This is a genomic window from Pleurocapsa sp. PCC 7327, from assembly GCF_000317025.1.
In the GTDB taxonomy this organism is placed as follows: domain Bacteria; phylum Cyanobacteriota; class Cyanobacteriia; order Cyanobacteriales; family Microcystaceae; genus Hydrococcus.
The window spans coordinates 1,511,474-1,537,469 of record NC_019689.1 but is presented as its reverse complement, the minus strand read 5'-3'; the positions used below and the strand labels follow the sequence as shown (position 1 = coordinate 1,537,469).

Below are 25,996 nucleotides of genomic sequence, written 5' to 3'. Positions count from 1 at the left end.
AATTAGTTATGAACATTGTAGTGCGAGCGTCCCGCTCGCACTAGATTAAAAATAGACGCACAAATCAAATAGGATTGCTATATAACATCCTACCTATCCTACAACTATTAGACTTTGACGACAGCTTGGCGAAGAGATTGGATAGTTGCGATCGCGTGTTGTGCTACTTTATCGAGCTCTTCAGTTGTAGTAAACCTACCAATCCCAAATCTGATCGAAGCATAAGCGAGAGATTGAGAATGTCCCAATGCCGTTAGAACGTGGGAAGGAGCCGTTGAAGTAGACGAACAAGCCGAACCGGAAGAGACGGCAACGACTGACTGCAAGCCAAGCAACAGCGCCGCACCATCTACGCCTTCTACGCTTATATTCAGATTACCGGGTAGACGCTGCGTCGGATGACCGTTGAGATGAATTCCGTCTAGTTGACTGAGTTGTTGCCAAAGTCGCTCTCGTAATTGCATCTGGCGTTTTGATTCCGATTTGAGTTCGGCTAAACCCAATTCTACTGCCTTGGCAAATCCGACAATTTGCGGCGTACATAGAGTACCGGAACGCATTCCCCTCTCGTGTCTTCCCCCATGCATTTGAGCGGCTAAATTGACTCTAGGATTGCGACGGCGGACGTAGAGAGCGCCAATTCCTTTGGGCCCATAAACTTTATGTGCAGTCAAAGACATCAGATCGATCTTCATTTTCTGTACGTCTAAAGGAATTTTGCCAATCGCCTGCGCCGCATCGGTATGAAACAAAACTTTATGCTGGCGGCAAATTTCTCCAATTTCTGCTAGAGGCTGTATGACTCCAATTTCATTATTGGCTGCCATCACTGACACTAAAATCGTATCGGGACGAATGGCTCTCTTAAGTTCCTCTAAATCAATTAGTCCGTCCTGTCGAACGGGTAAAAAAGTTACCTCAAAGCCTAGATTTTCTAAATAATGACAGGGATCGAGGACGGCGTTATGTTCGGTTTGGGGGGTAATGATATGTCGTCCTTTGCTGAAATAGGCTTCGGCAACACCTTTGATGGCTAAATTATTCGCTTCGGTAGCGCCGCTAGTAAAAACGATTTCTTCAGGCGTACAACCAATCGCATCCGCAAGCATTTCGCGAGCCTTTTTTACTGCCGCTTCTGCTTCCCAACCATAAACGTGAGTAATGCTAGAAGGGTTGCCAAAGCGTTCGCTAAAGTAGGGCAACATGGCATCTAGCACCCGTTTGTCCATCGGCGTTGTCGCGTGGCAGTCTAAGTAAATGGGACGTTGAGACATGGTTAAAAAAGTGGGCGATCGCAGATTTCTCTATAGTTAAAGTTAACTCATCTAGATGACTTGTCGCGATCGCCGTTGCAATTAAACTCAGCTTGTGACGATGTTCTTGGCTAGACCTAACATTTTTAATCCTTGAATTACCCACCAAGTCGGATCGATTTCCCACCAACGCTGTCCGGCTTTGGCTATGCGGGGATGAGCGTGATGGTTATTATGCCAACCTTCTCCATAAGTTAAAATTGCTGCCCACCAAAGATTGCGAGAGCCGTCCTCTACAGGAAAATTACGATATCCCCGTACATGGGTAGCGGAGTTAATTAACCAGGTGCTGTGCCACAGTAAAACTGCTCTCAAAAACATGCCATAGATGACAAAAGACCATCCGCCCAAACCGTACAACAGCAAACCCAAAGGAATCTGAAGCCACAGGAAGTTACGATTCAACCAACGATAATAGGCGTGTCGGTCTAAATCGGGCGCATATTTTTTATAGGATTCGTAGTTGAAAAAAGCTTCTCGTGGGTACAACAGCCAAAGCATATGGCTCCACCAAAAACCCCGTTTTGCTGAATAGGGGTCTTTCTGTTCATCCTCAGTATAAGCGTGATGTAAGCGATGCGACGACACCCAAAAGATCGGCCCTCCTTGTAGCGCCATAGCCCCGATGGTCGCTATGACATATTCCAACCATTGCGGCACCTGAAGGCTGCGATGGGTTAAAAGGCGATGATACCCCAAACATATACCGATACTACCAAACAGCCAGTGAAGCGCGATCGCTACGCCTAAAGCCGACCAGGAAAAGAACCACGGCGCCAACAACGCTAATGCATGAATGACGGTGAAAAAAGCCACACTTGCCCAGGAAAGCGTAAGCTCCTGCTTGCTCTCTGGCGTAATCAATTGTTTTGTCATTATTTTGTCCTTAAAAATCTTTTAGTACGCGCATCAGCCCATCCCAGCTTTATCGCTATAATTGTGGATGAGACATGCAAGTAATACTTACATTTTGTAGTGTAGCGAGTTTTGTTCAATTGTGCAAGTGTCACTTGCATTTAATAAACTTATGACTGCTCAAAAAAAATCGACGAGAACCCGTCTGATTGAGGCGGCACTAGAGTTATTTGCTGCCCAAGGAGTCACAGAGACCACAACTAAAGCAGTTGCCGAACGCGCACAAGTCAACGAAGTCACCTTATTTCGTCACTTTGGCAGCAAGTACGGACTCCTTTTAGCTGTAATGGAAGAGTATGCGAACTTTGCCCAGTTGGGTAAAGCGCTAGTCGAACAAGCTATCTCAAAGAAAAGTATCGCCGAGGCGTTAAAAGCTTATGCCCAGGAGAGCTTACAAGCGCTTGAGCGAGTGCCTGAATTAGTGCGCTCTGTGGTAGGCGATGCGGGTCAATATCCACTAGAGAATCGCTTAGCCATAGGAGAAGGCTTGAGTCAAGCCAATCGTCGTGTGGCTGAATGTTTGGCAGTCGCGATCGCAGATAGAGGCTGGCAGAGCCGTTTTCCAGCTGAGAAATTAGCAAGTTTGCTCAATGGGTTGTTACTGGGTTACTTCATCATTGACTTGACCAGCGAAGGAGACGCACTTTGGGAAGGAAAGGAAGATTTTTTAGAGAGTTTAGTAGAATTATTTTTACACGGCGCGATCGCACCCCAAACCCCAACCACTGCCAAAGTCACTCCAGTAGCCGATCTACCTAGCAATTTGGTTCATGCAATTCTCCAACGAGCCAGGAAACTTGGGCGACAAGAGTATGCTTTGGCGTATGTTTTGTTTGGAGGGGGGTTAACTGCCGCAGAAATAGTTCGTTTAGAGCGATCGCACTCTTTGAGCGACTCTCACCAACATATTTTGCAGATTAATTGCGGCGCGGTTCGACAAGTTCCTCTCGCTCACTGGATTATGGGAAAACGCTATGGTTCTTCTACTAATAATCCTTTGACGCAATGGCTCAAAAGTCGTAAAGACGATCGAGCAGCTTTGTTTCTCAACCAAGAAGGACAACCCATGTCCGAGCAGGAATTACAAGCTTTATGGCAGAACTTAACCCAAGGTTTACTGACACTTGAGGGAAAATCCCCAACCATCGAGCAAGCACGCCAGACTTGGTGCGTAGAAATGTTGATGAAGGGAATTGAGCTAGAGGATTTGAGTATCTTGAGCGGCATGGACATCGAAGAACTACAGCCATTTGACCGAAGAGCCAGAGAAAAGGCAGCGATCGAACAAGCTCATCGCCTCGATCGCAAATCTGGCTAAGATCTATTCCTTATTTGACTCTAAATTTTTCGAGAACGGCGAAAAATGCTTTCTGTCTGGTTTCTTTTTCCTCTTTAGTAAAAGCTATATCGATATTCTTAACTAACGGAGACGAAGCATCAATAGTTTCGCGATATCTTTTAAGCGCTGCTGCTATATCTGGATCGTTCCAATTGATATTGTCATATTCAAGTTTGAGTGTCATTTTTACCCTCCTGTTCAGGAAAAAATAAAAACGCGATCGCAGTCCTCATAAATTGAAACACCCGCGATCGCTATTATCTCATTTTGACAAAATTTTAGGGTTTGACTAGCTAGGTGCTAATTCAAGATTTTTGTAGCATCTTCCATCCAGTCTCCAGTATCGTCTGCTGCATCTTCAACCCAATCTCCGGCATCATTTGCAGCATCTCCTGTTGCTTCCCCAGCATCCTCAATAGCTTCGCCAGTGTCGTCTGCTGCATCTTCAACCCAATCTCCGGTGTCATCTACAGCGTCTTTAGTGGTTTCCCCTGCATCATCGAGTGCGTCTTCAAGGTCTTCTCCAGCACTTTCTAAATCCTCTCCGGCATCTTCAAGGTCTTCTCCAGCACTTTCTAAATCCTCTTGAGTGTCTTCTCCAGCGTTTTCTAAATCCTCTCCGGCATCTTCAAGGTCTTCTCCAGCACTTTCTAACTCCTCTTGAGTGTCTTCTCCAGCGTTTTCTAAATCCTCTCCGGCATCTTCAAGGTCTTCTCCAGCACTTTCTAACTCCTCTTGAGTGTCTTCTCCAGCGCTTTCTAGATCGTCCTCCACAGAACTCGATATTTCTGTTACGGATTTTTCTATATCGTCAGCTCGTGCGAGCAGATTGAAAGGAAATATTGCCAAGCTAAGGGCAACTAGACTACCAGCTAACAGTTGAAATAAGTGTGAGATTTTCATCATGCGCGCTCCTTCAATATCATTAGATGCGGCTAATCCCATTTTAACGATTGAAATCGTTCAATATTTAATAACTTGTTTTAATATTTCAACTTCTATCAAAGGCTATTTCATTTAGTAGCCAGAGAAGAAATTCTCTGTCTAATATCAATTTCCTCTCTGCTTGCTACAGATGAAGAGAGAGGGAGGTGTGGAAGGTGTAGGTCGATTAAACAAGGGATTTGTAGCAGGCATTTTTGAAAACAGTATAAGAGGCTAAAATTCGTCTTATAGGATTTGATATTTGGGTTTCAAGAAATTGATTTCTTGGTATAATCAAGTCAGAATAAAATCACAGGGCTATTGACCATCCATTTTTGTAAAGTTCTTGTAACATTTTCCTTGCTTGTCCGAAGGTAGAATTATAAATAATGAAAAGTTTTTCAGAATCGCTCGTTTATTATTCAAAATTTTTTGTCAGCTCTCTCCTTACAAATAGACAAAATTAATTCTGTCCACTACTGGATTTATTAGTTTTCGCCACGGGATAAATTGAAACATATAAATACCTCTATGGTGGTATTAAATTATTGCATAAGCCCTCTTCTATTCTTCTCGGAACGCCCCCATGAAGACTTCTATTGATTATTCTTCCGTTAATTCTTTGTCTGAAATCTGGGCGATCGCAGCTCAGAAATTTGGCAATATCGTTGCTCTACACGATCCTCACGCTAAACCGGAAGTCATTCTGACCTATGCTCAATTATTAGAGAAAATAAAGCAACTTGCGGCTGGTTTGCAAGCATGCGGCGTACAGCCTGATTCTAAAGTCGCATTGTTTGCTGATAATAGTCCTCGGTGGTTTATCGCCGATCAAGGGATTATTATGGCTGGCGCGGCGAATGCAGTACGCTCGGCTACAGCAGATCGAGATGAACTTCTCTACATTCTGGACGATAGCGATAGTACCAGTTTAGTTATAGAAAATTTAAACGCTTTAAACAAACTGCGTCCTCAATTAGACGATCTGCCTATTGAACTCTTGGTTTTACTTTCCGATGAAAGTCCCAATGCAAACGAACCGCTAAAAATTCTTAACTTTAAGCAGCTATTAGAACTCGGCGAAAGCCATAACTTAAACCCTATTCGGCAAGATCGGCAAACCTTAGCGACTCTTATTTATACCTCTGGAACCACTGGGAAACCCAAAGGCGTGATGCTATCTCACGGGAACTTACTACATCAAGTGACAAATCTCATCGCTGTCCTTCAACCCGAACCTGGCGATCGCGTTCTTAGCATCCTCCCGTCTTGGCACTGTTACGAGCGCAGTGGCGAATACTTTATTCTCTCCCACGGCTGCACTCAGATTTACACGAATATCCGCTCGTTTAAAAACGATCTGAAGCGGTTTAAACCCCATTATATGATTGGCGTTCCTCGTCTGTGGGAATCTCTCTATGAAGCCGTCCAAAAACAATTGCGCGAACAACCGGAGAGCAAACAACGGCTAGCGAACTTTTTCTTGGGGATTTCGACACGCTACATCATGGCTAAGCGTACCGAACAAGGTTTAAATTTAGAAAACCTTAATCCCTCTGGCGGCGAGCGTTTTATGGCTAAAATTACCGCTAATCTACTCGCTCCCCTACATGCTTTAGGCGATCGCCTAGTCTACCAAAAAATCCGTCAAGCAACGGGGGGAAACGTCAAAACCCTTATTAGCGGTGGCGGCGCTCTCGCCATGCATTTAGATAACTTCTATGAAATTATCGGCGTTCCTTTAGTGGTAGGATACGGACTGACAGAAACCTCCCCCGTGACCAATGCGCGTACCCTGAAACACAATCTTCGAGGTTCGGCAGGAAAACCGATTCCAGAAACGGAAATTCGCATTGTCGATCCCGATACGCGCCAGACGCTACCCCCCACTCAAAAAGGAATCGTCCTCATTCGCGGACCGCAGGTGATGCAAGGGTATTACAAAAAGCCCGAAGCTACGGCAAAAGTCATCGATGCAGAAGGTTGGTTTGACAGCGGCGATTTAGGTTGGGTAACGCCCGCCAACGATCTCGTTTTGACGGGACGGGCAAAAGATACCATCGTCCTCTCCAATGGAGAGAATATCGAACCACAACCCATCGAAGATGCTTGCATCCGCAGTCCGTACATCGATCAGATTATGTTAGTCGGTCAAGACCAAAAAGCACTTGGTGCCTTAATCGTCCCCAATTTAGAAACCCTCAAGCATTGGGCGCAGTCGCAACAACTCAATCTAACATTTCCAGAACCCGGCGCATCGCGAGATGAGATCGAACGCAGCGACCTTTACAATAAAGCTGTTAGGGATTTATTCCGTCAAGAATTGAACCGAGAAGTCAAAAACCGTTCCGGCTATCGCCCAGACGACCAGATTAAGGTTTTTGAGCTGATTCTAGAACCGTTCTCTATCGAAAACAGCATGATGACTCAAACCCTAAAAATTAAACGTCCGGTTGTTAGCGAACGGTATCGCGATATTATTGACAGGATGTTTAAAAAATAATAGTCATTAGTCGTTGGTTATTGGTAAATCTAAAGACAGAGGACAAAAGACTGATGACGTGACTGATGACGAAAGATAAAGGACAATACTTATGGACGATACGCAAACTAGCTTGCTCTTAAAACGACCGGTCGTTGTTAAAGCTATAGTTACCTCTCGTTGGAAAGCCGAGGTGTTAGAGCGATTGAAAGCACAAATTGGTCAGCTTGACGCTCAGATACAACAATTAGATTTGCAGGGTCAAAGGGCGATCGCGGAACTACAAAAGCAAAGCATCAGCTTGCCTGGTTCTCAAACCTCCCAGCAAGTTGAAAGCATTCAAAGTCAAGTTAACCAAAAGAAAAGCGAACTACTTGAGAAAAAAAATCAGTTTCTTCAGCAGATACAACAGGTGCAGCAATTTGAATTAGAGCAGGAAGTTTTTGAAGCACAAATGGAAAGCTTTTTTCGCATTGAAAAAGGCGAAAATTTAATCAAAAAATTAAATGTTGAAATCGTATTGCGAGACGGCGTTGTAGAAGACATTCGCGGCGAGATTTAATTCTATTGGGGTTTGTTGCAATCTTTCTCACTTAGTTGAAATATAATTATTTTTGGTTTTTGGACAAGGAAAGAGGAAAGAAAGTTCCTCTTTTTTTCCTTGTCCAAACAATTCAAAGTTCAAAATTCAAAATGAAGAAGAATAATTACGATCGCTCGCTTTTTCCTGGCGAATTGGATAGGTATGGATTTAATTTCGATGGTGCAGGTTTAACTTGCTCGATCGCTTGTTCGATGCTAAGGTCAGAGCCAAAACGATGGATCTCTTGAGCGAAAACTTTAGGAAAGCAGAGGGTGACGGCGAATAAAGCCACGATAAAAAAAGGCAAATAATCAAAGATTGTCTTCATGCGATCGATTTTTCCCAAGACCAATTAATTTAACCATGCTTTCCTATTCTATTCGGCGATCGTCGGCAACTGTGGCAAACGACCCAGCGCGACAAATGCAGGTAGACTCTCAAGTAATTTTCAAATTTTACAAACAATTTTAAGAAAGAAACAAAATGTTACGTTTTAGACGTGATACAATACGAAACAGACGCAATGCTTAAATCTTAGTCAGGGTAAAGGTTTCGGCTCGATTGGCTAAGACGAGCGCTTCTCGTCATCTGAGAAGTTGTAACGGCAGATTAAGCACAAACCCTCGATAACTCGAAATAGTTTGGCATCTTTTAACAATGTTTTCTAAGCAAGTAACCGATTCTAAAGTCTATCAATGGTTTGAGGAACGCTTGGAAGTTCAAGCGATCGCTGACGACATTACCAGCAAATACGTTCCTCCCCACGTCAACATCTTCTACTGCTTGGGTGGAATTACCCTGGTTTGCTTCCTAATCCAGTTCGCCACTGGATTTGCCATGACTTTCTACTACAAGCCAACCGTTACCGAAGCTTTTTCCTCTGTTGAGTACATCATGAACGAGGTAAACTTCGGCTGGCTAATCCGCTCCGTCCATCGCTGGTCTGCCAGTATGATGGTGCTGATGATGATCCTCCACGTCTTCCGCGTTTACCTAACTGGCGGTTTCAAAAAGCCTCGCGAGTTAACCTGGATCACGGGAGTCATCATGGCAGTAATCACCGTTTCTTTCGGCGTAACGGGCTACTCTCTACCTTGGGATCAGGTGGGCTACTGGGCTGTCAAGATCGTGTCTGGCGTACCCGCAGCTATTCCTGTCGTGGGAGACCAACTGGTTGAGTTGATTCGTGGCGGTAGCAGCGTCGGACAAGCAACCCTAACTCGCTTCTACAGTTTGCATACCTTTGTGTTCCCTTGGTTAATGGCGGTCTTTATGTTAGGTCACTTCCTGATGATCCGCAAGCAGGGAATCTCTGGTCCCTTATAATTCAGTGAACAGCGAACAGTCGATCGTAAAAAGACATCCGATAATCGATCTTAAATAGCTAATGGCTGTAATAGCTTTTAGCTATTACCCGATCGCTGGTAACTGAGATTTAATCTAAATCTACTAAGATTAACCGATCCTGAGTTAGTTAAGGAGAAAACAAACGCATGGCTACTTTAAAAAAGCCGGATCTGAGCGATCCAGAACTACGGGCTAAACTAGCCAAAGGCATGGGTCATAACTACTATGGCGAACCTGCTTGGCCCAACGACCTACTTTATGTATTCCCCGTTGTGATTCTGGGAACGATTGGCTTAGTTGTTGCTTTAGCCGTTCTCGATCCTGCGATGATTGGCGAACCTTCCAATCCTTTCGCCACTCCCTTGGAAATTCTACCAGAATGGTATCTCTACCCCGTATTCCAAATTTTGCGCATTCTGCCTAATAAACTGTTGGGTATCGCTTGCCAAGCTTTGATTCCTCTGGGGTTGATTCTCATTCCCTTCATCGAAAACGTCAACAAATTTCAAAACCCCTTCCGCCGTCCAGTTGCTACCGCAATGTTCCTGTTTGGAACTGTGGTAACACTTTGGTTGGGTGCTGGCGCTACTTTCCCAATTGACAAATCCTTGACTCTCGGTTTGTTCTAAGACAAGTCGAGTTTAATCCGGTGCCTGCGGTTGTCTTGCGATCGCAGGCATTTTTTGTGTTAGATAAGTCTATTTAACAACTGCTGCCGCAAAATTCATTAGATCGAGTTGGGCTACAAAATGCTTTCAATCGGGCAGATAAAGAGTTGCGATCGCAACTTCAAGCGGCTGCTGATTGGTTTCTCTCCCAACCGCCGATAAAATTCCTTGGCATGATACAATCAGATATGCCATCTCTGAGTAAGAAAGCCGAACAGCGTCTTTTGCGAGTATCTTTTCAATCAACCTTTGAACCGATTATGCAACTCTTTGCTGTAGCTCAAGCTAATGGCAAAATCTGCAATGTCCATCCCAAATTGCTAACAGGCTTTTTTTTGTCTGTCTTAGAAAGCATTCCTTTTGTTTACAAACCGGGGGAGACTGCAACCAAAGAGAAGATGGCTGAGGAGATGATTCCTGTTTTGCTAGAGGGGATTGAGATCCGCTAATATTTTTTTTCGCTCGCTTACCTAATGAGCGTTCAATAGTCAAAGAAGGAATTTATGTTGCTAAAATTTCCAGACAATGTTCCATTATTTGCAGTACTGGGAAGTTTAGCGCTTCCGTCCTCTGTCCAAGCCGAACTCAGCAGCCAATTAACCGTTGAGGTTGATGGACTGAGAAACCAAAAAGGGCAAATTTGTTTGAGTCTATTTGCCAGTGGCAAAGGCTTCCCAAGTAATGGAACCGAGGCGGTACAAAATCAGTGTATGGCAATTACAGCCATGCCACAACTCGTAACCTTCGAGAATTTGCAACCCGGCAGTTATGCTGTCGCAGTTCTCCACGATGCCAATAACGATGGTGAAGCGAATCGCAACGCTTTAGGAATTCCGGTGGAAGGATTTGGGTTTTCTAGAAATCCAGTCATACGCACGGGGCCGCCCAAGTTTAACGATGCTGTCGTCCTGGTCTTGGGTTCTAGTACAAAGATTCAGATTCAGTTGAATTACTTCTAGTCAAAAGCTGCGGCAGTTCTCGTATTCGCAGTCATCCTTTAATTTATTGGATATAAAGCACAATGATAATTCTTGCTAGAAAAGTAGGTAAACCTGCGCTGTTGATAACAGCCGCAATCATCATCAACGGTACGATAATTCAGAAAACCCACGCTCAAGAAAATGAGCCGCCAGCAGTACAACAAGAAACTACCACAATAGAGGTCAGAGGTCGATCGCCAGAAGCTGTGTGAAAAATTTCCTTAGAATTCTAACTGTCACAAAGAACCTCCGCAAGTCCTAAAAATTTGACTCGATAACGATGGGGAAGAGCGCGAGTGGATTCGGAGTGACAAGAACAGAAACACCGTTAAGCTGCTATATACAAAAGAGGTTAAAAACTTTGTTGTATCGGGACTATTCGATGCGGCTTTAAGTTTTATTCCCGCTCCAATTCCATTCTCAGAAGCCTTTGCGCCGCGCGAATGGAACAATCGCCAAACGACTCGCGTCGCTTTCAAGTCAGATAGTTGCTCGGAAAATACTGCTCCCAAGAGCAGTCAACTAGACTGCTCAAGCTGTACGGTTATGGGAACAGATACGTGAGTCTTCCCAGAAGGAAGGGATATTCGCGCCGGACTTTTTACAGTTGAATACACAGAAGGCGAACCACTCAGGTCAGTTACCTTCCGAATCCTGCCTGACGCAAAGATTAAACTAGCGAGGACAGTCACTTTCACTATTCCTCAATCTCAATAAAATCGCGATCGCTAACAATTAGCTTGGCAGGATGATGGCAATCAATTAGGGTTGTAGAATTCAGACCGATTTGCGACGAGATTTGGAAAGGAGAGGTTGATAATAAAAGCTGAAAACCGTTTAAATAAAGATTACAGCTATATGTCGCACTTTTTTACGGTGTTTGACGCGATCGCATTCAGCAATGCTCTATTTTTTCGCTACATTAGATAAGGTCGATAATTAACAATTCTTCATAAAGAATTTTCTATACCTATTACCCGAGGGATAGTCGTGTTTCAAGAAAACTTTGATGAAAACACTCCTGAGTTAGACAAAAAGCCTATAGCTGACACAAATGGATCGGAGCCATACCTAGCCTCGCAGCTTTACGATGAGTTACAGCTAGAGAAATTATTCCTCGAAAAAAACGGGAAAACCTCCTCTCTACCTTGTGAAAAAAAAAGTAAATCAGTTGTTTCTTCGATCGCTTTGGAAGAAGACCAAGAGAACGAAGCGATCGAGTATCGGCAAGAAAAACCTTCTCGTCCTTGGTTATCGGGCGGACGCGCCGTGTTGCTAGGTGTTGGCATTGGCATTGGAATAACGCTGATAGGAACTCGCTTTTTACCTTTTTCAGGGCACAAATCAGTTAAAAGTCCTGCTGTCGAACCTATGGCTAACGTTCGAGTTCCTGCTCAAAGCGTAACCGTAGCAGAAGTCAAAACCTCTCGCGTCAATCGCACCTTGAAAGCGACGGGTACGGTAGCGGCATTTGAAATGACTCCCGTCACCTCTCAAGCAACGGGACTGCAAATTCAGCAGATTTTAGTAGATGAAGGCGATTTTGTCAAAGCCGGACAATTGCTGGTTAAACTCGATGATTCGGTTCTCCAGGCAGAATTGACACAGGCACAAGCAGCCGTTGCCGAAGCAGAAGCCAATTTAGAGAAACTACGGACGGGAAATCGTTCGGAAGAAATCGAACGGGCGAGAGAACAGGTGAGAATGGCACAAGCAGAAGCAATGCAAGCTGAATCCGATTTAGAATTAGCCAGAAAGCGAGTAGAACGCAATCGGAATCTAGAAGCAGAAGGCGCGATCGCGCGCGATCGCCTCGACGAGATCGTCAACGAAGAACGCAGCAAGCAATCTGCCCTCAATACAGCACAAGCAAAACTGCGAGAAGCACAGCAAAAACTCAAAGAACTAGAAACGGGTGCCCGTCGAGAGGAAATTGCCCAAGCAGCCGCCAAACTTGCCCAAGCCAAAGGACAAGTTAAAGTAGTTATGGCACAGTTGAAAGATACGCGAGTCATCGCGCCTGTAAGCGGCAAAATTGCCGAAAGAAAGGCTCGCGTCGGCGATCTTACCTCAACCTCTGAAAAACTATTTACCATCATTGAAAACGGGCGCTTAGAACTGAGAGTTAAGGTTCCTGAAACGCAACTGCCTCTCATCCGTATGGGACAATCGGTAGAAATTACTTCTGATGTGGATAGTAACTTGAAACTGGTAGGACGAGTGAGAGAAATTATCCCCATCGTTAATGAAGAATCCCGTCAAGCAACAGTGGAAGTCGATTTACCCGCCCAGAGTGGTTTAAAACCGGGTATGTTTTTGCGTGCCTCGATTACGACCTCTACCGCCACTAGCTTAACTACACCGATGGGAGCCATTTTACCGCAAGCAGATGGTAGTTCCATCGCCTATGTCCTTCAAGAAAACCAAACCGTTAAGGCACAGCCAGTTAAAACAGGAGAGCTTCTTTCGGGCGATCGCATTGAAATTGTCGAGGGATTGCAAGCCGGCGATCGCGTCGTCGTTAAAGGAGCAGCCTATCTCAAAGACGGCGATCGCATCTCAGTTATCAGTCCCTAGTAGGAGCAAAACATGCCTTACCCGTACAGAAGATATCTAGTTTTCAATAAATTGATTTCAATGAACGCTATTAGTAAGAAGTTATTTTTTCCTCGTACAGAAGATATCTAGTTTTCAATAAATTGATTTCAATGAACGCTATTAGTAAGAAGTTATTTTTTCCTCGTCGCCTGCCAGGAAGTAACTTTTGTTTTGCAACTAAAGAGTTTTGCAATAATAAGTCGAACAATTTTGAATTCGTAGTGCGGGCATCTTGCTCGCGCGAGCGTCTCGCTCGCACTACTGATTTTTACTTGATGCCTAATTAATAACAATTAACTAATAAAAATCACTCAAATGTCATTTCATATCTCTGCTTGGTCGATTAAAAATCCGATTCCTGTTATCGTAACTTTCCTAGTTCTAGCAATAGTTGGATTTTTTTCGTTTTTAAGCCTGGGTATCGATAATAGTCCCAATATTGACGTTCCATCGGTGACAGTTACCGTAACGCAACGCGGCGCAGGACCGGAAGAACTCGAATCCGAGGTCACCAAAAAAATTGAGGACGCGATCGCCAGCATCGGCAATATCGACCAGCTTACCTCAACGGTTACCGACGGCACTTCTACCACAACCGTTAATTTCGTCTTGGGAACGGATAGCGATCGCGCTACCAATGACGTTCGCAACGCGATCGATCGAATTCGCCAAGACTTACCCCAAGACATCGACGACCCCATCGTCAAGCGAGTACAATTTGCTGGCGGTGCGGTCATGACTTACGCCGTCAGTTCCCAGAAGCGATCCGTCGCCGAACTCAGCGATCTCCTCGATCGCACAATTAATCGAGAACTGGTCAATGTTCCGGGCGTTGCCCAAATCGATCGCCTCGGCGGACTCGACCGAGAAATTCGCGTCGATCTCGATCCGAGTCGCCTGCAAGCCTATGGCATTACAGCGACTCAAGTTAACGACCAAATTCGCAACTTTAATGTTAACTTGCCTGGGGGTCGCTCCGAAATCGGCGGCAGCGAACAAAACGTCCGCACTTTAGGCAGTGCCAAAACCGTCGAAGATTTACAAAAATATCCCATCGTATTGCCGGGAGGGGATTCAGTCCCGCTATCGAGTTTGGGTCAAGTCAGAGATGACCGTGGCGAAGCGCGACAATCGGCATTTCTAAATGGAAAACCCGTGGTCGCTTTTTCCGTGCGGCGGAGTACGGGTAGTACCCTGGTCAGCGTTGAAGAAGGCGTGCGCCAAAAGATAGAAGAACTGAAAAAAACGCTGCCTCAAGATATCAAATTTAATTTAATTTTTACTCGTGCCGATGCGATTCGGGCTTCTTACCAAGACATGATTAACGATCTGGTCTTTGGCTGCCTGCTGACAGTAATTACCATCGGGTTATTTTTGTCGAATGCGCGAGTAACCTTAATTACGGCGCTGTCTCTGCCGCTTTCCATCATTGCTACCTTCGGCATGATGAAAGTTTTTGGCTACACCCTCAATAATATGACGCTTCTGGCACTAGCGCTGGCGATTGGGAACTTAATCGACGATGCAGTGTGCATGATCGAAATTATCGACCAGCATTTGTTGATGGGTAAAAAACCCATGCAAGCGGCATTAGATGGTGCAAAAGAATTGGGCTTAGCAGTCTTGGCGACGGCTGCCACAATTATCGCCGTTTTCATTCCGGTTGCCTTTATGGGAGGGGTAGCAGGGCAATTTTTTATGCCTTTTGGCGTAACTATTGCCGTCTCGACTATTTTTTCTACCCTCGTCGCTTGCACGCTCACCCCAATGCTAGCGGCTTATGTTTTGAAACCGAAAAAGAAATCCACGATTCAAAATTCAAAAATCCAATATCGCATACAACCTTACCGCAACATTTTGGCTTGGGCGCTGAGACATCGGATTACGACAATGTTAATCGCGATCGCGTTTTTCATCGGCAGCGTACAACTGATTCCTTTCATTCCCAAAGGCTTATTTAATAGCGGCGATACGGGGTTGAGTACCGTATCTGTCGAATTGCCCCCCGGCTCTACGCTTCAAGAAACCGAACAAGTCAGCCAAGAAATCTATCGCTTGCTTAAAGATAAGCCTGCCGTTGAAAATGTTCTAGCTACCATTGGCAATGAGGACAGAATTAACAATGCAACTATTTACGTTAAACTTACGCCCAAAGAGCAACGGGACATCTCCCAGAAACAATTTCAGGAAGAAATGCGCGAAGCATTTTCGCAAATTCCAGGTGCTCGCGTTAGTTTTCGCGCCCAAGGCGGGGCGGGCAGTAACAAGGATTTAACGATCGTCCTCAAGAGCGAAAATATTCCCGTTCTGACGAAAACTGCCAATGAAGTAGAAAGACAAATGCGCGAAGTTCCGGGTTTGGTAGAGGTTACTTCCACTATTAGTTTGGTCAAACCGGAGATTGTCATCATACCAAATGCCGAACGGGCAGCCGATTTAGGCGTTTCCGTACAGGCGATCGCCCGAACTGCCTCGCTTGCCTTCATCGGCGATAACGATTCTAACTTGGCAAAATTTAATCTTCCCGACCGACAAATTCCCATTCGAGTTCAGATAGAACCCAAACGGCGCAACGATATTGAAACTCTGAAAAATCTTCGCATTCCTGGCAATGACGGCACTTTAGTTCCCCTCAGCGCGGTAGCCGATATTCGCCTAGGCAGCGGTCCGGCAGAAATTAAGCGCTTCAACCGGAATCGACAGGTGGAATTGAGCGCCAATTTGCAAGGTCTGTCCCTCGGACAAGCCGTCGCTAAAGTAAGAGCCTTACCCGCTATGAATTCTCTACCTCCCGAAGTCACAGAAGAACCCGCAGGCGATGCCAAAATTATGCGCGAGATCTTCGGTCGGTTTTTAGGCGCTTTGGGACTCTCAATCCTTTCAATTTATGCCATCCTCGTGCTCCTGTATAACAATTTTCTTTATCCGTTTGGCATTTTGGCATCTCTCCCGCTATCGGTGGGAGGTACTTTCTTAGCCCTATTGATTACCCAGAAAGAGTTTGGGCTATATGCCCTCATCGGGATCGTCCTCCTGGTAGGATTGGTTATCAAAAATGCTATTTTGTTAATAGATTTTGCCTTAATAGAAATTAAAGCGGGCAAATCGCTTTTTAAGAGCGTATTTGATGCTAGTATCTCCCGCTTTCGACCTATTATGATGACTTCCATCTCTACGATCGCTGGAATGTTGCCCATTGCCCTGGGGTTGGGAGCAGACGGAGAAGTTCGCAGTCCCATGGCAGTCGCCGCGATTGGGGGGTTTGCCACTTCTACCTTGCTAACATTAGTGGTCGTTCCCGTTATATTCACTTATATCTATAATTTCTATCGCTGGTTGCGTCGGTTAACCGGAGAGAAAAAATTAGCTCCAGTAAAGGTGCAAAATTTGAGTGGATATAGCAGTAGAAGTTAACGCAAATACCTTTTTTCTATTCGATCTAGAGCTTGTTTGGCTTTCAAAATCGCTTTTAGATAGGCAATTTGACTTTGCCAAGCTTGACGGGGCAATAGGAGAGATTCTGGCTCGATTTCATTTGCCGATTTCTCTCGCTCGTTGTCTATATTTTCGACCATCGGCGATCGCCTCCTCGTAATTTCCTATCAAATTTTAATCAACTACAGCACCAATCGACTCGGATTCTTCCTGCCAGCTTGCCGACCACTGGACGAGATCGGATGTAAAATGCAGGGGATCGTTTTCTGGTAAAGGAGCATCAATCGGCTCTTCAATTAGCTCGAATTCCCCATTGTCAAAAGGTAGTCCCTGCGCCTCTACTTTAGGAACGACGCGCTCCCGAATGCCTTGCTCTGCTTGAAAGAGCGCCCGGTGATGGCAGTAAGGGTTGTTTCCTCGACGGTTGAAGAAAACGTGGGCAGTCCAAGTGCAGCCCCCACGACACAGTTCTGAAAACTCGCAGGTTTGGCAGAACCCCCACAGATGAGCAGTTCCCTGGGACGTTCCCGCGCCGAGATTGAAACGTAGTTGCTCTGATTCTTCAACGATCTCCCGCAGCGAATGCTCTCGAATGTTTCCGCCGGTGTAAGCCGAAGTTGGCAGTGAAGGACACCCCTTAATTGCGCCGTCTGCCTCGATTCCCAAGGTTGAGAGTCCGGCAGCGCAACCCTGCCAAAATGCCCATTCGCTATCGCTTCCTCGTCCCCGTAAGAGCCGTTCGTAAGGACCATAATAACCAATATTGTTTCCAGGCTGGATCTGAACGCCTTCTTGCCGTGCCCGACGGGCTACGCGGGCTATCATTGGGTAGAGATCTAGTAACTCGTAAGGTTGCAGCAGAATATTGGCATTGTCTGCTGCCCTTCCCATCGGTACGGTTAGCTGAATTTGCCAAGCCCTAGCGCCAGCGTCGCGAATGCGTTCGTAAATGAGGGGAAATTCCGGCGCAGAAAGACGGTTGATTTGGGTGTTGCAGCCAAAGAAAATCCCGACTTCTCGCAGGTGGCTCATAGTCTTAAAAGCAGCTTGCCAGGAGCCTTTTCTTCCCCGCAGGCGATCGTGGGTTTCTTCGAGCCCATCAATGGAAACCGAAACCGAAGCGATGCCTGCTGCCTTCATTTTACGCGCCGTCTCCAGCGAAATGCCATAGCCGCCAGTCGTCATACTGCATAGCATCCCCGCCTTAGTAATAGCCTCTGCAATTTGCAGCCAGTCTGGACGAAGAAATGCCTCGCCGCCAATCAACGTCACCTCTATAATCCCTACGTCCGCCATCTGCCGGACGAGATCGAGAGCCTCTTGTGTCGAGAGTTCCTTAGCCCTGGTATGTCCCGCTCGCGAACCGCAGTGACTACAGGCTAAATTACACTTTAGGGTAATTTCCCAAACGGCATAACTGGTTCTGCGATAAGTCATCTCAGATTCACCTCAATCTCAACTATAGGGAGCGATCGCAATGTCTGCTAAAACTTGGTTAGAGAACAAAAGCGCTCGTCCGTCCTAGCAGGCATAAAGAGAAGATTATGAATCGTTTGAGACAACTACCCCATACATCGGCTGCACGTCAACTGGCGGCTTCCAGGGAGAAGGTATGGGTGATGGCTTTGGTAACGGACTTGGAAAGCGCCAACCCCAATCCTTACCGGGCTTGGGATCTCCTACCACTGCTCCGTACATTGCCTGAATGGGTCCGTAGATCCCGCTACCCCCAGTCACCCCACCAACGGCTGTCACTAACTCTTCTTCTGTCAGTTCGTGAAATTCGTCTCGTTCTTTTAAATCGAGTAGCTCAATCGTAGCTGTCTCAAATTCTTCTTTTGAGAAAATATAGCCAGCTTCTTGTAAGATGTTTCTAACTTCGTCGATTGAATTATTTTGAAGTTGAGATTGGAAAGCGTCATCTTTAACTAGCCTGACAAAAAACTCTTTGACTTTTTCTAAGATATTTGAGGACATACACCTATCCCTCTCATTCGATTGATAAGGATTGATAAGGTTGAATTGACAAGACTGGAGGTTTCTGGGTATGCACTCAGGTGCGTTATTTTGAGTCCCAGAGTTCGCCAGTCATTTTATTAAATGGATTTGTGTCACCAATTTAACCCAGGCGATCGCAAATTAGTTGCCAAAATGGCAAATCGGTATCGATTCGGGAGAGTGTCAAATAAAATAACTCCCAGAAAACACGCGCTTGGCAGAACCAGTCATATAAACTCGCCCGTCAGTTTCCGACCAGTGAATTTTGAGACAGCCGCCAGGAAGTTCGACGGTACAGAGACGATTGCTCCTTCGAGTCAACACGCCAGCCACGACGGAAGCGCAAGCCCCCGTTCCGCAAGCCAAGGTTGCGCCTGCACCTCTTTCCCAGACTCGCATTTTCAGATAATCGGGGCGAATGACTTGGATGAATTCTGTGTTTGTCCGTTGAGGAAAGACGGGATGGCGTTCAAATTGAGAACCGATCGTTTCTAGCGCGATCGCGTCTGTATTTTCTACAAAGGTGATACAGTGAGGATTGCCCATACTCACGCAAGTTACCAGCCAAGATTTCCCGGCAACTTCTAAAGATTGCTCGATGACTTTTTCGTCGGGATTGCCCAAAGTCGTTGGAATTTGTGCCGCCGTCAACTGAGGCGTTCCCATATCGACCGTCACTTGCTCGTCTCCTTCCAAGCGAGGCGTAATGACTCCTGCTAGGGTATGAATGCGATAGGATTTCCCAGCGGCTTCCGTTCCTTCTAGCTGTGCGATAAATCGCGCCAAACAACGAATGCCATTGCCGCACATTTCCGGTTCGGAACCGTCGGAGTTAAAAATCCGCATTGCGTAGTCCGTGCCATCTTGTCCGGGAAGGGCAAAAATAACTCCATCCGCACCGATGCCAAAATGGCGATCGCACATTTGTACCGCTACCTCTGGCGAGATAAGCGGTTCAGAGCGATGGCGATTGTCGAGCAAAATAAAATCATTGCCAAGTCCATGATATTTGGTAAACTCAATGACCATATGTCGATATCCTAACTATTTATGACAATTAGGTTTTTGTATTATGTCTGAATTCAACACAGGTTTGCCTAGTATTCGTCAAATCCAGAGTTCGATCAAAGATAAACGAGAAGTTGAATTGAAATTAGTCACCAACGATCTCCTGGTGGGAAAAATCCTCTGGCAAGATTCTAATTGTATCTGTTTAGTCGATGAAAACGAGCAGCAAATCCTCATTTGGCGGCGAGCGATCGCCTATCTGAAACCGAAAGCTTGAGTGCGATCTTTTTGTTCTAATTGGGAACTATAAATATCGTCGGGCTTAAATTGCACTTAAAGACTCAAGGGAATAACGCAATGAGCATTCAAAGAATAGTCGAACAAGCTCTTAGAGATGGCTATCTCACGCCAACGATGGAAGCCGAGGTAGGGCGCATCTGCGATACTTCCTCCGAACTGGCAGTCGAAGAGTATATGGCATTGGATCGCCTGATGGGGGCGCTGCTGACGGGCGAAGTCGTAGCAATGCCTCGCAAACAGTTTATCAATGTGATGGAAGAGTTGGTTATCAGCGAAGTCGTCAAGCGCGTTTCAGAAGTTGATGGCAATGATAGCGCTCTTGATGTTGGCGATATTGCCGCCTATGCCCTCAATCGCTTGCCTCCCCTTTATGCAACCACGGAAGAGGGTGCGGATTATCAGCGCCAGAGAGCCAAAGAAGAACTTCGGGATTTGATTGCCGAACAAGTTCAAGAAGCCATGGGTCGCTATCTCAACAGACCAGAATTCTTCCCAGAACGGAACGCGATCGGCAAAAAGACCCGCGAGGATATTCTTGACGAAATGAGTGCCTTGCTAAAATCCTATGCCCCCAATTACGAACGAGGTGCTACGGGAAATGTTTAGCGATCGGCTATTGGCAAGCGGCTGTTGGCTGATTTTCTTAACTTTGGGTGAATATCTAACCGCCGACTGCTGATAGCTACGCCAAAATAGGTCAGAATTTAATTTTCGTTTTATGGGAACTTTTCGTTATGCCAATCGATCTAAAGACGAACGAGGAGTAATGTTGCTTTGAGGACATTCATGAATCAAGCGATCTCTGCATCTTGGTCTAACGTTGAGAGAAAACTATCTCCAACTGACGTGTCTCCTGACAAACTTTCTAATTACGATCTGATTTTGCGCTGTCAGGAAGGATTCCAGCCCGAACGTGGGGCTTTTGCCGAACTGCTGCGTCGATATCAGTCTCATGTAGAAAAGCTCTTATATCATCTCGCCCCCGACTGGCAAGATCGAGCGGATTTGGCACAAGAAGTTTGGATTCGCGTCTATCGCAATATCAAACGTTTGAACGAACCGATGAAGTTTCGGGGCTGGCTGAGCCGCATTGCCACCAATTTGTTCTACGACGAGTTGCGCAAGCGCAAGCGGGTCAACAATCCTCTATCTTTAGATGCCCCGCGCCGCATGGACGATGGGGAAGTTGACTGGGATATTGTCTCCGAGTATCCTAGCCCTGACGATAACCTGGCAACGCGAGAATTTTACGAGCGACTCAGAGTGGCGATCGCGGATTTACCAGAAGCTTTTCGGACTACGATTGTACTTCGAGAAATAGAAGGCATGGCTTACGAAGAAATTGCCGAACTGACAGGCGTATCCCTGGGAACGGTAAAATCAAGAATTGCCAGAGCCAGAGCCAAACTGCAATCTGTCTTACAAAACTATCTAGAATAAAAATAGCTCGATTCAAAAAACGCCTAAATTTTTGTGAGGAGTGGGCTTGCCCTATTAATTCTACAGGCTGGTCTCCGCGATAAACGATTTGATTTTCGCTCAATAGAGGTTCGTATGGAATCTAGTTTTGAAGAGCGTGAAAACGATGTGCAACTAGCTTGCGAATCGTCCGCAGCAGACGAACGATATGCTCGCTTCGAGTTGTTGAGTGCGTATCTAGATGGGGAAGTGACCGCCGCCGAACGCAAGCAAGTTCAAAAGTGGCTCGACACCGATCCGCAAATCCAAAAACTGTATACTCAATTGCTGAGATTGCACCAGGGAATTGATAGCATTCCCATACAGCCAGCTGCTCCATCTGCCTTAGATCTGTCAGAACAAGTATTTCAGCGCGTCGATCGCCAGCAGCGGGGCAAGCGACTGATCTTTATCGGAGGAGCTGCGATCGTAGCTGTGATTGTCGGTGCCATCAATCTCCTATTCGGACACGATTCTCCCATTCATCGAGTTGCGGATGCGCCTCAAGCTCCGCTTGAGTTAGATTCCGAACAGTTGACGATCGCGCTAAACCATCCCATTGTCGAAATTCCCTCCGCAGCTCTCCTTCCCTCCGAACAACTTAACAAGTTAAATAAAAAATGAAGGCAGAGGAGTGTGGGGAGCGTGAGGGGAGTTGGGAGACAATGAACTACTAACTACTATCTACTAACCCATCCAAAATCCAAAATTAATAACCGATTGTAGTCCACCATCCAGAAGGAACGAGAACGCCTCCCAATTGTCGTACCTTTTCTAGCGCCATCAAGTAGCCCCAAGCTTCTCCGAGAGGCTCTCCAGAGAGGTCATAGACGAGGAGTTTGTGGCGTTCGTATTCGTTCTCTTGGGGCGATCGCTGCGGATGATAATCTTCCAATTCATCTAGCCTTTCTAAAACCCCTTCATCAGCAAAGGTAAGCAAGAATCCGATCGCCTTACGATTTCCTTGGGTCAAAGCTGGATAGCCGAGCGGAAGGTGATAGAGTTCGCCCCAAGTATAGGCCTTTTTTGCCTCTACCACCTTATCGGCGCAGTAAGACTGATAATTGCATTCCCCCGGTTTTAGCGTTCCGTAGACAAAAACTTTTAGTCTCAATTACTTGTCCGATACTAACCTAACCATCGACGATCGATTGTAGCAATTTCATAAAAATTGTAGTGCGGGGATCTTGCCCGCGGGACGCTCGCACTACGTCCACAAATGATTTAGGATTTCTATAGTATTGAGTCCTAAGAAATTTTATGAGTAAGTTTGTCTTTATTACTGGCGGCGTTGTCTCCAGTATAGGGAAGGGAATTGTTGCTGCTAGTTTGGGAAGGTTATTCAAATCGCGAGATTATTCCGTCTCTATCCTCAAACTCGATCCTTATATTAACGTCGATCCGGGCACGATGAGTCCTTTCCAACACGGAGAGGTATTCGTCACCGAAGATGGGGCGGAAACGGACTTGGATCTGGGACACTACGAACGCTTTACCGATACACCTACCTCCCGTCTCAATAGCGTAACTACGGGATTGATTTATCAGGCAGTCATTAACAAAGAACGTCGCGGCGCTTATATGGGAGGAACGGTTCAGGTCATTCCTCATATTACCAACGAAATCAAAGAACGTATCCGTCGCGTTGCCAAAGATACCAATCCCGACATCGTAATTACCGAAGTTGGCGGAACGGTCGGCGATATTGAATCTTTACCCTTTCTAGAAGCGATTCGTCAGTTCCGCAAGGATGTGGGACGCAATAACGTGGTTTACATGCACGTTACGCTCGTTCCTTGGATTCCTGCCGCCAAAGAAATGAAAACAAAGCCAACGCAGCACTCGGTTAAGGAATTGCGCTCGATCGGCATTCAGCCAGATGTCTTGGTCTGTCGCTGCGATCGCCCCCTACATCCTGGCATGAAAGAAAAACTGTCGGAATTCTGCGACGTTCCGGTGGAGTCGGTTATCACTGCCCAAGATGCTAGCAGCATCTACGAAGTTCCTTTAATCTTAGAAAAGGAGGGACTGGCACAACAAACGCTAGAATTGCTGAACTTAGACCCGCGCCAACCCGATCTCAGTCAATGGCAAAGCTTGGTAGAAAGGATGCAATCTCCCAAGAAACAAATCGAGATAGCAATTGTCGGAAAATATATTCAGTTGAGCGATGCTTATCTGTCGGTTGTAGAAGCCCTAAGTCACGGCGCGATCGCACTCGATAGCGAAGTCAAACTCCGTTGGGTCAATGCTGAAGATCTCGAAGAAGACGGAGGCGAATCTCATCTCGATGGCGTTAGCGGTATCCTCGTTCCTGGCGGTTTTGGCGTTCGCGGAGTCGATGGCAAAGTCAAAGCGATCGCGTATGCACGCCAGCACAAAATTCCTTTCCTCGGTCTGTGTTTGGGAATGCAGTGTTCCGTCATTGAATGGGCGCGTAATGTCGCTCATTTGGAAAATGCCAATAGTGCTGAATTCGATCCCGATACGCCCAACCCTGTAATTAACCTGCTCCCAGAACAACAGGATGTGGTAGATTTGGGCGGTACGATGCGTTTGGGGTTATATCCCTGTCGTCTCGCCTCAGATACGCTTGCCTTTTCTCTGTATCAAAAAGAAGTCGTCTACGAACGCCATCGCCATCGCTATGAATTCAACAACGCCTATCGCAGTCTATTTTTAGACACTGGCTACGTTATTAGCGGAACGTCTCCCAATGGTCGTTTGGTAGAAATTATCGAACTTCCAGGACATCCCTTTTTCCTCGCGACTCAATTTCATCCAGAATTTCGTTCTCGTCCTAATACCGCTCATCCCTTATTCTTGGGATTTGTTAAAGCAGCTTTGGAACATCGTTTTGTTAGTATTGAGTCTTCCGAGTCAGAAATTCATTTTATGACTCCTGAAGCTGTATAGTTTCCAATTTCAGAAATGGGCTAATAGACAAGAAGTTTGCTAATCTGCGCGGGAAGTCTGTACATTTTCTTCCGCGCCTTTTAATGTTTTTGGTTCAAACTACGATATTGTTCTTCATTAAGGCGTCCTGCTTCGTAGAGAGTTTCTGTAATTTCAGAAATGGTTAACACAGAATGTGCCCGGTAGCCATTTTCTTTGAGTCTATCTTTAACCCCTCGTTCATGGTCGATAAAGACGACAATATCTTCGACCTCTAATCCTACTGACTTCAGTTTTTCTGCGCCTTCCATGGCACTTTTGCCGGTGATGAGAATGTCGTCTATAATGACTACTTTTTCTCCAGGATGAAAATTTCCTTCGATTAAACGACGAGTTCCGTGTGCTTTAACTTCTTTGCGCGGATAAATCATGGGGCGATGAAGGCTTAAAGATAGTCCGGTGGCGGTTGGCAGAGAACCGTAGGGAATGCCAGCAAGGCGATCGAAGGTTAAGTTTTGTAGAATTTCAGCATAAGCATTGAGTACTTGATGAAAGATTTGGGGATTAGAAATAATTCGGCGCAAGTCGATATAGTAAGAAAAAGTTGCTCCAGAAGCTTGAACGTATTCGCCAAAGAGAAGACAATCGATATCATAGAGTTGCAAAATTAAATCTTGATGGGGATGTTGATTTAATAAACAAACATCGGGTACCCAAAGATCGCAACTAGAATTTGCTGGTGTAATTTGACTTTTGACTTGGTTAATTTCTTCTCTAATAGCCCGAATCTTTTCTGCTAAATTGTCTTCTAAAAACAAACCTTGCGGGACGGGAATCAGCAATCCTGCGCCATTGTTATTTAGTCCAACCGTTAAAAGCTGTTTGAGGCGATCGCCCTCTCCCCAAATACTTCGCACTAAAATAATTCTCTCAGGTGCAAGAGAGCGAATTTTGGTCAGTACTTCTGCTTCTGCGGTTCCTACTTCCAAAAATAACTGTTCTGGCGATCCCCAAGTTTTGGCTTCCCTGACGACTTGTAAATAAAAAGGCGAATCCGGGGTGGGATAATCTTGCAGGGCAACTGCACCGGGATTGGCAGTATGGCAGAGAATAAAAACGCCTTTATCGGAGTAGACTAGAAAAGGCGCAACGTGGTCTTGTCCCGCATAGGGATTGAGGGTAACGGCATCGACTTGCCACCCGTCAAAAATGGTGCGAGCAAGCACCGTACTGGTATTGAGATCGCCGTGTTTGGCATCCAGGATGACGGGAATATCTGTAGGAATCGCTGCCAAGACTTGAGAGAGTAATTGAAATCCCTCTATGCCCAATGCTTCATAAAAGCCGAGAGTCGGTTTGTAGGCGCAGACAAGATGGGAGGTTTCGGCAATAATCGATTGCAACCAATGCCACATCTTATCCAGGTCGCCATCAGCGCGATAGTTTGGAGACATTATTTCGGGATTGGGATCGAGGGCAGCAACGAGTAAACTTTGATTGCGGGCGATCGCGCGATCGAGTTTTTCACAAAAGCTCATTTTTTTGTCTGTCTTAGGCAGCAGGGTTTAGAAAGAATACTTATCTGACGATATTATCCCTGGCGTGTCAACTGATTATAAAAAATTAGACTTGAAAGTCAATCGAGGCGATCGCTTCTCAAATCTTCTTCTAAGATTGCTTCGATGTCACGTGCGCCATAAATAACCCTGAAAACTTCCACTCCTGAGTCAGTAGATCGATAAAAAACAAGATA

General features: G+C 45.8%; 26 protein-coding genes. 15 read left to right on the top strand and 11 right to left on the bottom strand.

Going from position 1 to position 25,996, the window contains the following annotated elements; genetic code table 11:
- Positions 1 to 107: 107 nt before the first annotated feature.
- Both PLE7327_RS06880 and PLE7327_RS06875 read right to left on the bottom strand, forming a co-directional pair.
- Entirely contained in the window at positions 108 to 1,274 is a 1,167-nt protein-coding gene (locus PLE7327_RS06880; RefSeq protein WP_015143132.1) for an IscS subfamily cysteine desulfurase, read from the bottom strand.
- A gap of 87 nt (positions 1,275 to 1,361) precedes the next feature.
- Positions 1,362 to 2,189, bottom strand: coding sequence for a fatty acid desaturase (locus tag PLE7327_RS06875; RefSeq protein WP_015143131.1), 828 nt, complete (start codon positions 2,187 to 2,189; stop codon positions 1,362 to 1,364).
- A gap of 151 nt (positions 2,190 to 2,340) precedes the next feature.
- Between PLE7327_RS06875 and PLE7327_RS06870 the strand changes: the two genes are divergently transcribed.
- Positions 2,341 to 3,546, top strand: coding sequence for a TetR family transcriptional regulator (locus PLE7327_RS06870; protein ID WP_015143130.1), 1,206 nt, complete (start codon positions 2,341 to 2,343; stop codon positions 3,544 to 3,546).
- Between the two features lie 10 nt (positions 3,547 to 3,556).
- On the opposite strand, the gene PLE7327_RS06865 is transcribed toward PLE7327_RS06870, so the two are convergent.
- Positions 3,557 to 3,751: a hypothetical protein gene (locus PLE7327_RS06865; protein ID WP_015143129.1), complete on the bottom strand. Its 195-nt coding sequence runs from the start codon at positions 3,749 to 3,751 to the stop codon at positions 3,557 to 3,559.
- A gap of 116 nt (positions 3,752 to 3,867) precedes the next feature.
- Positions 3,868 to 4,473, bottom strand: a complete 606-nt coding sequence (locus tag PLE7327_RS22595; protein ID WP_144266091.1) for a hypothetical protein — start codon at positions 4,471 to 4,473, stop codon at positions 3,868 to 3,870.
- Positions 4,474 to 5,077: 604 nt separating this feature from the next.
- Here PLE7327_RS22595 and PLE7327_RS06855 point away from each other — a divergent pair.
- Together PLE7327_RS06855 and PLE7327_RS06850 are read left to right on the top strand one after the other, a co-directional pair.
- Positions 5,078 to 6,994, top strand: a complete 1,917-nt coding sequence (locus PLE7327_RS06855) for a long-chain fatty acid--CoA ligase (RefSeq protein WP_015143127.1) — start codon at positions 5,078 to 5,080, stop codon at positions 6,992 to 6,994.
- A 91-nt stretch (positions 6,995 to 7,085) separates the two neighbouring features.
- On the top strand, positions 7,086 to 7,535 hold the full coding sequence (locus PLE7327_RS06850; protein ID WP_015143126.1) for a YlqD family protein: 450 nt from the start codon (positions 7,086 to 7,088) through the stop codon (positions 7,533 to 7,535).
- Between the two features lie 145 nt (positions 7,536 to 7,680).
- Here PLE7327_RS06850 and PLE7327_RS06845 read toward each other — a convergent pair whose 3' ends face one another.
- Complete coding sequence (locus PLE7327_RS06845) at positions 7,681 to 7,884, bottom strand: hypothetical protein (protein ID WP_144266090.1); 204 nt, start codon at positions 7,882 to 7,884, stop codon at positions 7,681 to 7,683.
- A gap of 329 nt (positions 7,885 to 8,213) precedes the next feature.
- On the opposite strand from PLE7327_RS06845, the gene petB reads away from it, so the two are divergent.
- The 7 genes from petB (at position 8,214) to PLE7327_RS06815 (ending at position 16,563) form a co-directional block, all read left to right on the top strand.
- Positions 8,214 to 8,882 carry a cytochrome b6 gene (petB, locus tag PLE7327_RS06840; RefSeq protein ID WP_015143125.1) on the top strand — a complete coding sequence of 223 codons (669 nt, stop codon included), beginning with the start codon at positions 8,214 to 8,216 and terminating at the stop codon, positions 8,880 to 8,882.
- A 167-nt stretch (positions 8,883 to 9,049) separates the two neighbouring features.
- Positions 9,050 to 9,532 (top strand): cytochrome b6-f complex subunit IV, encoded by a 483-nt coding sequence (gene petD / locus PLE7327_RS06835; protein WP_015143124.1) that lies wholly within the window; start codon positions 9,050 to 9,052, stop codon positions 9,530 to 9,532.
- Positions 9,533 to 9,678: 146 nt separating this feature from the next.
- Positions 9,679 to 10,020 carry a hypothetical protein gene (locus PLE7327_RS06830; protein ID WP_051036395.1) on the top strand — a complete coding sequence of 114 codons (342 nt, stop codon included), beginning with the start codon at positions 9,679 to 9,681 and terminating at the stop codon, positions 10,018 to 10,020.
- Between the two features lie 54 nt (positions 10,021 to 10,074).
- Positions 10,075 to 10,530, top strand: a complete 456-nt coding sequence (locus PLE7327_RS06825; RefSeq protein WP_015143122.1) for a DUF2141 domain-containing protein — start codon at positions 10,075 to 10,077, stop codon at positions 10,528 to 10,530.
- 62 nt (positions 10,531 to 10,592) lie between these two features.
- Positions 10,593 to 10,763 carry a hypothetical protein gene (locus PLE7327_RS24765; protein ID WP_015143121.1) on the top strand — a complete coding sequence of 57 codons (171 nt, stop codon included), beginning with the start codon at positions 10,593 to 10,595 and terminating at the stop codon, positions 10,761 to 10,763.
- Positions 10,764 to 11,541: 778 nt separating this feature from the next.
- Entirely contained in the window at positions 11,542 to 13,128 is a 1,587-nt protein-coding gene (locus PLE7327_RS06820) for an efflux RND transporter periplasmic adaptor subunit (protein WP_015143120.1), read from the top strand.
- 336 nt (positions 13,129 to 13,464) lie between these two features.
- A complete protein-coding gene (locus tag PLE7327_RS06815) occupies positions 13,465 to 16,563 on the top strand; it encodes an efflux RND transporter permease subunit (protein ID WP_015143119.1) in 3,099 nt (1,032 codons plus the stop codon).
- Here the strand turns inward: PLE7327_RS06815 and PLE7327_RS24760 are convergent.
- The 4 genes from PLE7327_RS24760 to dapF form a co-directional block, all read right to left on the bottom strand.
- Complete coding sequence (locus PLE7327_RS24760) at positions 16,560 to 16,724, bottom strand: hypothetical protein (RefSeq protein ID WP_015143118.1); 165 nt, start codon at positions 16,722 to 16,724, stop codon at positions 16,560 to 16,562. The genes PLE7327_RS06815 and PLE7327_RS24760 overlap by 4 nt on opposite strands.
- Positions 16,725 to 16,758: 34 nt before the next feature.
- On the bottom strand, positions 16,759 to 18,021 hold the full coding sequence (locus tag PLE7327_RS06810; protein WP_015143117.1) for a nif11-class peptide radical SAM maturase 3: 1,263 nt from the start codon (positions 18,019 to 18,021) through the stop codon (positions 16,759 to 16,761).
- Positions 18,022 to 18,126: 105 nt separating this feature from the next.
- On the bottom strand, positions 18,127 to 18,561 hold the full coding sequence (locus PLE7327_RS06805) for a Nif11-like leader peptide family natural product precursor (RefSeq protein ID WP_015143116.1): 435 nt from the start codon (positions 18,559 to 18,561) through the stop codon (positions 18,127 to 18,129).
- 204 nt (positions 18,562 to 18,765) lie between these two features.
- Positions 18,766 to 19,611 (bottom strand): diaminopimelate epimerase, encoded by an 846-nt coding sequence (gene dapF, locus PLE7327_RS06800; RefSeq protein WP_015143115.1) that lies wholly within the window; start codon positions 19,609 to 19,611, stop codon positions 18,766 to 18,768.
- Positions 19,612 to 19,654: 43 nt separating this feature from the next.
- Between dapF and PLE7327_RS06795 the strand changes: the two genes are divergently transcribed.
- The 4 genes from PLE7327_RS06795 (at position 19,655) to PLE7327_RS06780 (ending at position 21,972) form a co-directional block, all read left to right on the top strand.
- A complete protein-coding gene (locus PLE7327_RS06795) occupies positions 19,655 to 19,867 on the top strand; it encodes a hypothetical protein (protein ID WP_015143114.1) in 213 nt (70 codons plus the stop codon).
- 80 nt (positions 19,868 to 19,947) lie between these two features.
- Positions 19,948 to 20,496, top strand: a complete 549-nt coding sequence (locus PLE7327_RS06790; protein WP_015143113.1) for a late competence development ComFB family protein — start codon at positions 19,948 to 19,950, stop codon at positions 20,494 to 20,496.
- A gap of 180 nt (positions 20,497 to 20,676) precedes the next feature.
- The gene (locus PLE7327_RS06785) at positions 20,677 to 21,330 is read left to right on the top strand and encodes a sigma-70 family RNA polymerase sigma factor (RefSeq protein WP_015143112.1); all 654 of its coding nucleotides are present in this window, start codon (positions 20,677 to 20,679) and stop codon (positions 21,328 to 21,330) included.
- 114 nt (positions 21,331 to 21,444) lie between these two features.
- Complete coding sequence (locus PLE7327_RS06780; protein ID WP_015143111.1) at positions 21,445 to 21,972, top strand: anti-sigma factor; 528 nt, start codon at positions 21,445 to 21,447, stop codon at positions 21,970 to 21,972.
- 85 nt (positions 21,973 to 22,057) lie between these two features.
- Here PLE7327_RS06780 and PLE7327_RS06775 read toward each other — a convergent pair whose 3' ends face one another.
- A complete protein-coding gene (locus tag PLE7327_RS06775; RefSeq protein WP_015143110.1) occupies positions 22,058 to 22,462 on the bottom strand; it encodes a gamma-glutamylcyclotransferase in 405 nt (134 codons plus the stop codon).
- 146 nt (positions 22,463 to 22,608) lie between these two features.
- Here PLE7327_RS06775 and pyrG point away from each other — a divergent pair, with 146 nt between their 5' ends.
- A complete protein-coding gene (pyrG, locus tag PLE7327_RS06770; protein ID WP_015143109.1) occupies positions 22,609 to 24,264 on the top strand; it encodes a glutamine hydrolyzing CTP synthase in 1,656 nt (551 codons plus the stop codon).
- Positions 24,265 to 24,344: 80 nt separating this feature from the next.
- Here the strand turns inward: pyrG and PLE7327_RS06765 are convergent, their stop codons facing one another.
- Positions 24,345 to 25,781, bottom strand: coding sequence for a bifunctional orotidine-5'-phosphate decarboxylase/orotate phosphoribosyltransferase (locus PLE7327_RS06765; RefSeq protein ID WP_015143108.1), 1,437 nt, complete (start codon positions 25,779 to 25,781; stop codon positions 24,345 to 24,347).
- Positions 25,782 to 25,996: the final 215 nt, after the last annotated feature.

Bases quoted from the DNA above. Each gene is read 5' to 3' on its own strand.
- PLE7327_RS06795 (WP_015143114.1), top strand. From the start codon at position 19,655: ATGTCTGAATTCAACACAGGTTTGCCTAGTATTCGTCAAATCCAGAGT.
- PLE7327_RS24760 (WP_015143118.1), bottom strand. From the start codon at position 16,724: ATGGTCGAAAATATAGACAACGAGCGAGAGAAATCGGCAAATGAAATC.
- PLE7327_RS06780 (WP_015143111.1), top strand. From the start codon at position 21,445: ATGGAATCTAGTTTTGAAGAGCGTGAAAACGATGTGCAACTAGCTTGC.
- PLE7327_RS06870 (WP_015143130.1), top strand. From the start codon at position 2,341: ATGACTGCTCAAAAAAAATCGACGAGAACCCGTCTGATTGAGGCGGCA.
- PLE7327_RS06855 (WP_015143127.1), top strand. From the start codon at position 5,078: ATGAAGACTTCTATTGATTATTCTTCCGTTAATTCTTTGTCTGAAATC.
- PLE7327_RS06765 (WP_015143108.1), bottom strand. From the start codon at position 25,781: ATGAGCTTTTGTGAAAAACTCGATCGCGCGATCGCCCGCAATCAAAGT.
- petD (WP_015143124.1), top strand. From the start codon at position 9,050: ATGGCTACTTTAAAAAAGCCGGATCTGAGCGATCCAGAACTACGGGCT.
- pyrG (WP_015143109.1), top strand. From the start codon at position 22,609: ATGAGTAAGTTTGTCTTTATTACTGGCGGCGTTGTCTCCAGTATAGGG.
- PLE7327_RS06875 (WP_015143131.1), bottom strand. From the start codon at position 2,189: ATGACAAAACAATTGATTACGCCAGAGAGCAAGCAGGAGCTTACGCTT.
- PLE7327_RS06790 (WP_015143113.1), top strand. From the start codon at position 19,948: ATGAGCATTCAAAGAATAGTCGAACAAGCTCTTAGAGATGGCTATCTC.
- PLE7327_RS06865 (WP_015143129.1), bottom strand. From the start codon at position 3,751: ATGACACTCAAACTTGAATATGACAATATCAATTGGAACGATCCAGAT.
- PLE7327_RS06845 (WP_144266090.1), bottom strand. From the start codon at position 7,884: ATGAAGACAATCTTTGATTATTTGCCTTTTTTTATCGTGGCTTTATTC.
- PLE7327_RS06825 (WP_015143122.1), top strand. From the start codon at position 10,075: ATGTTGCTAAAATTTCCAGACAATGTTCCATTATTTGCAGTACTGGGA.
- petB (WP_015143125.1), top strand. From the start codon at position 8,214: ATGTTTTCTAAGCAAGTAACCGATTCTAAAGTCTATCAATGGTTTGAG.
- PLE7327_RS24765 (WP_015143121.1), top strand. From the start codon at position 10,593: ATGATAATTCTTGCTAGAAAAGTAGGTAAACCTGCGCTGTTGATAACA.
- PLE7327_RS06880 (WP_015143132.1), bottom strand. From the start codon at position 1,274: ATGTCTCAACGTCCCATTTACTTAGACTGCCACGCGACAACGCCGATG.
- PLE7327_RS06785 (WP_015143112.1), top strand. From the start codon at position 20,677: ATGAATCAAGCGATCTCTGCATCTTGGTCTAACGTTGAGAGAAAACTA.
- PLE7327_RS06810 (WP_015143117.1), bottom strand. From the start codon at position 18,021: ATGACTTATCGCAGAACCAGTTATGCCGTTTGGGAAATTACCCTAAAG.
- PLE7327_RS22595 (WP_144266091.1), bottom strand. From the start codon at position 4,473: ATGATGAAAATCTCACACTTATTTCAACTGTTAGCTGGTAGTCTAGTT.
- dapF (WP_015143115.1), bottom strand. From the start codon at position 19,611: ATGGTCATTGAGTTTACCAAATATCATGGACTTGGCAATGATTTTATT.
- PLE7327_RS06850 (WP_015143126.1), top strand. From the start codon at position 7,086: ATGGACGATACGCAAACTAGCTTGCTCTTAAAACGACCGGTCGTTGTT.
- PLE7327_RS06815 (WP_015143119.1), top strand. From the start codon at position 13,465: ATGTCATTTCATATCTCTGCTTGGTCGATTAAAAATCCGATTCCTGTT.
- PLE7327_RS06805 (WP_015143116.1), bottom strand. From the start codon at position 18,561: ATGTCCTCAAATATCTTAGAAAAAGTCAAAGAGTTTTTTGTCAGGCTA.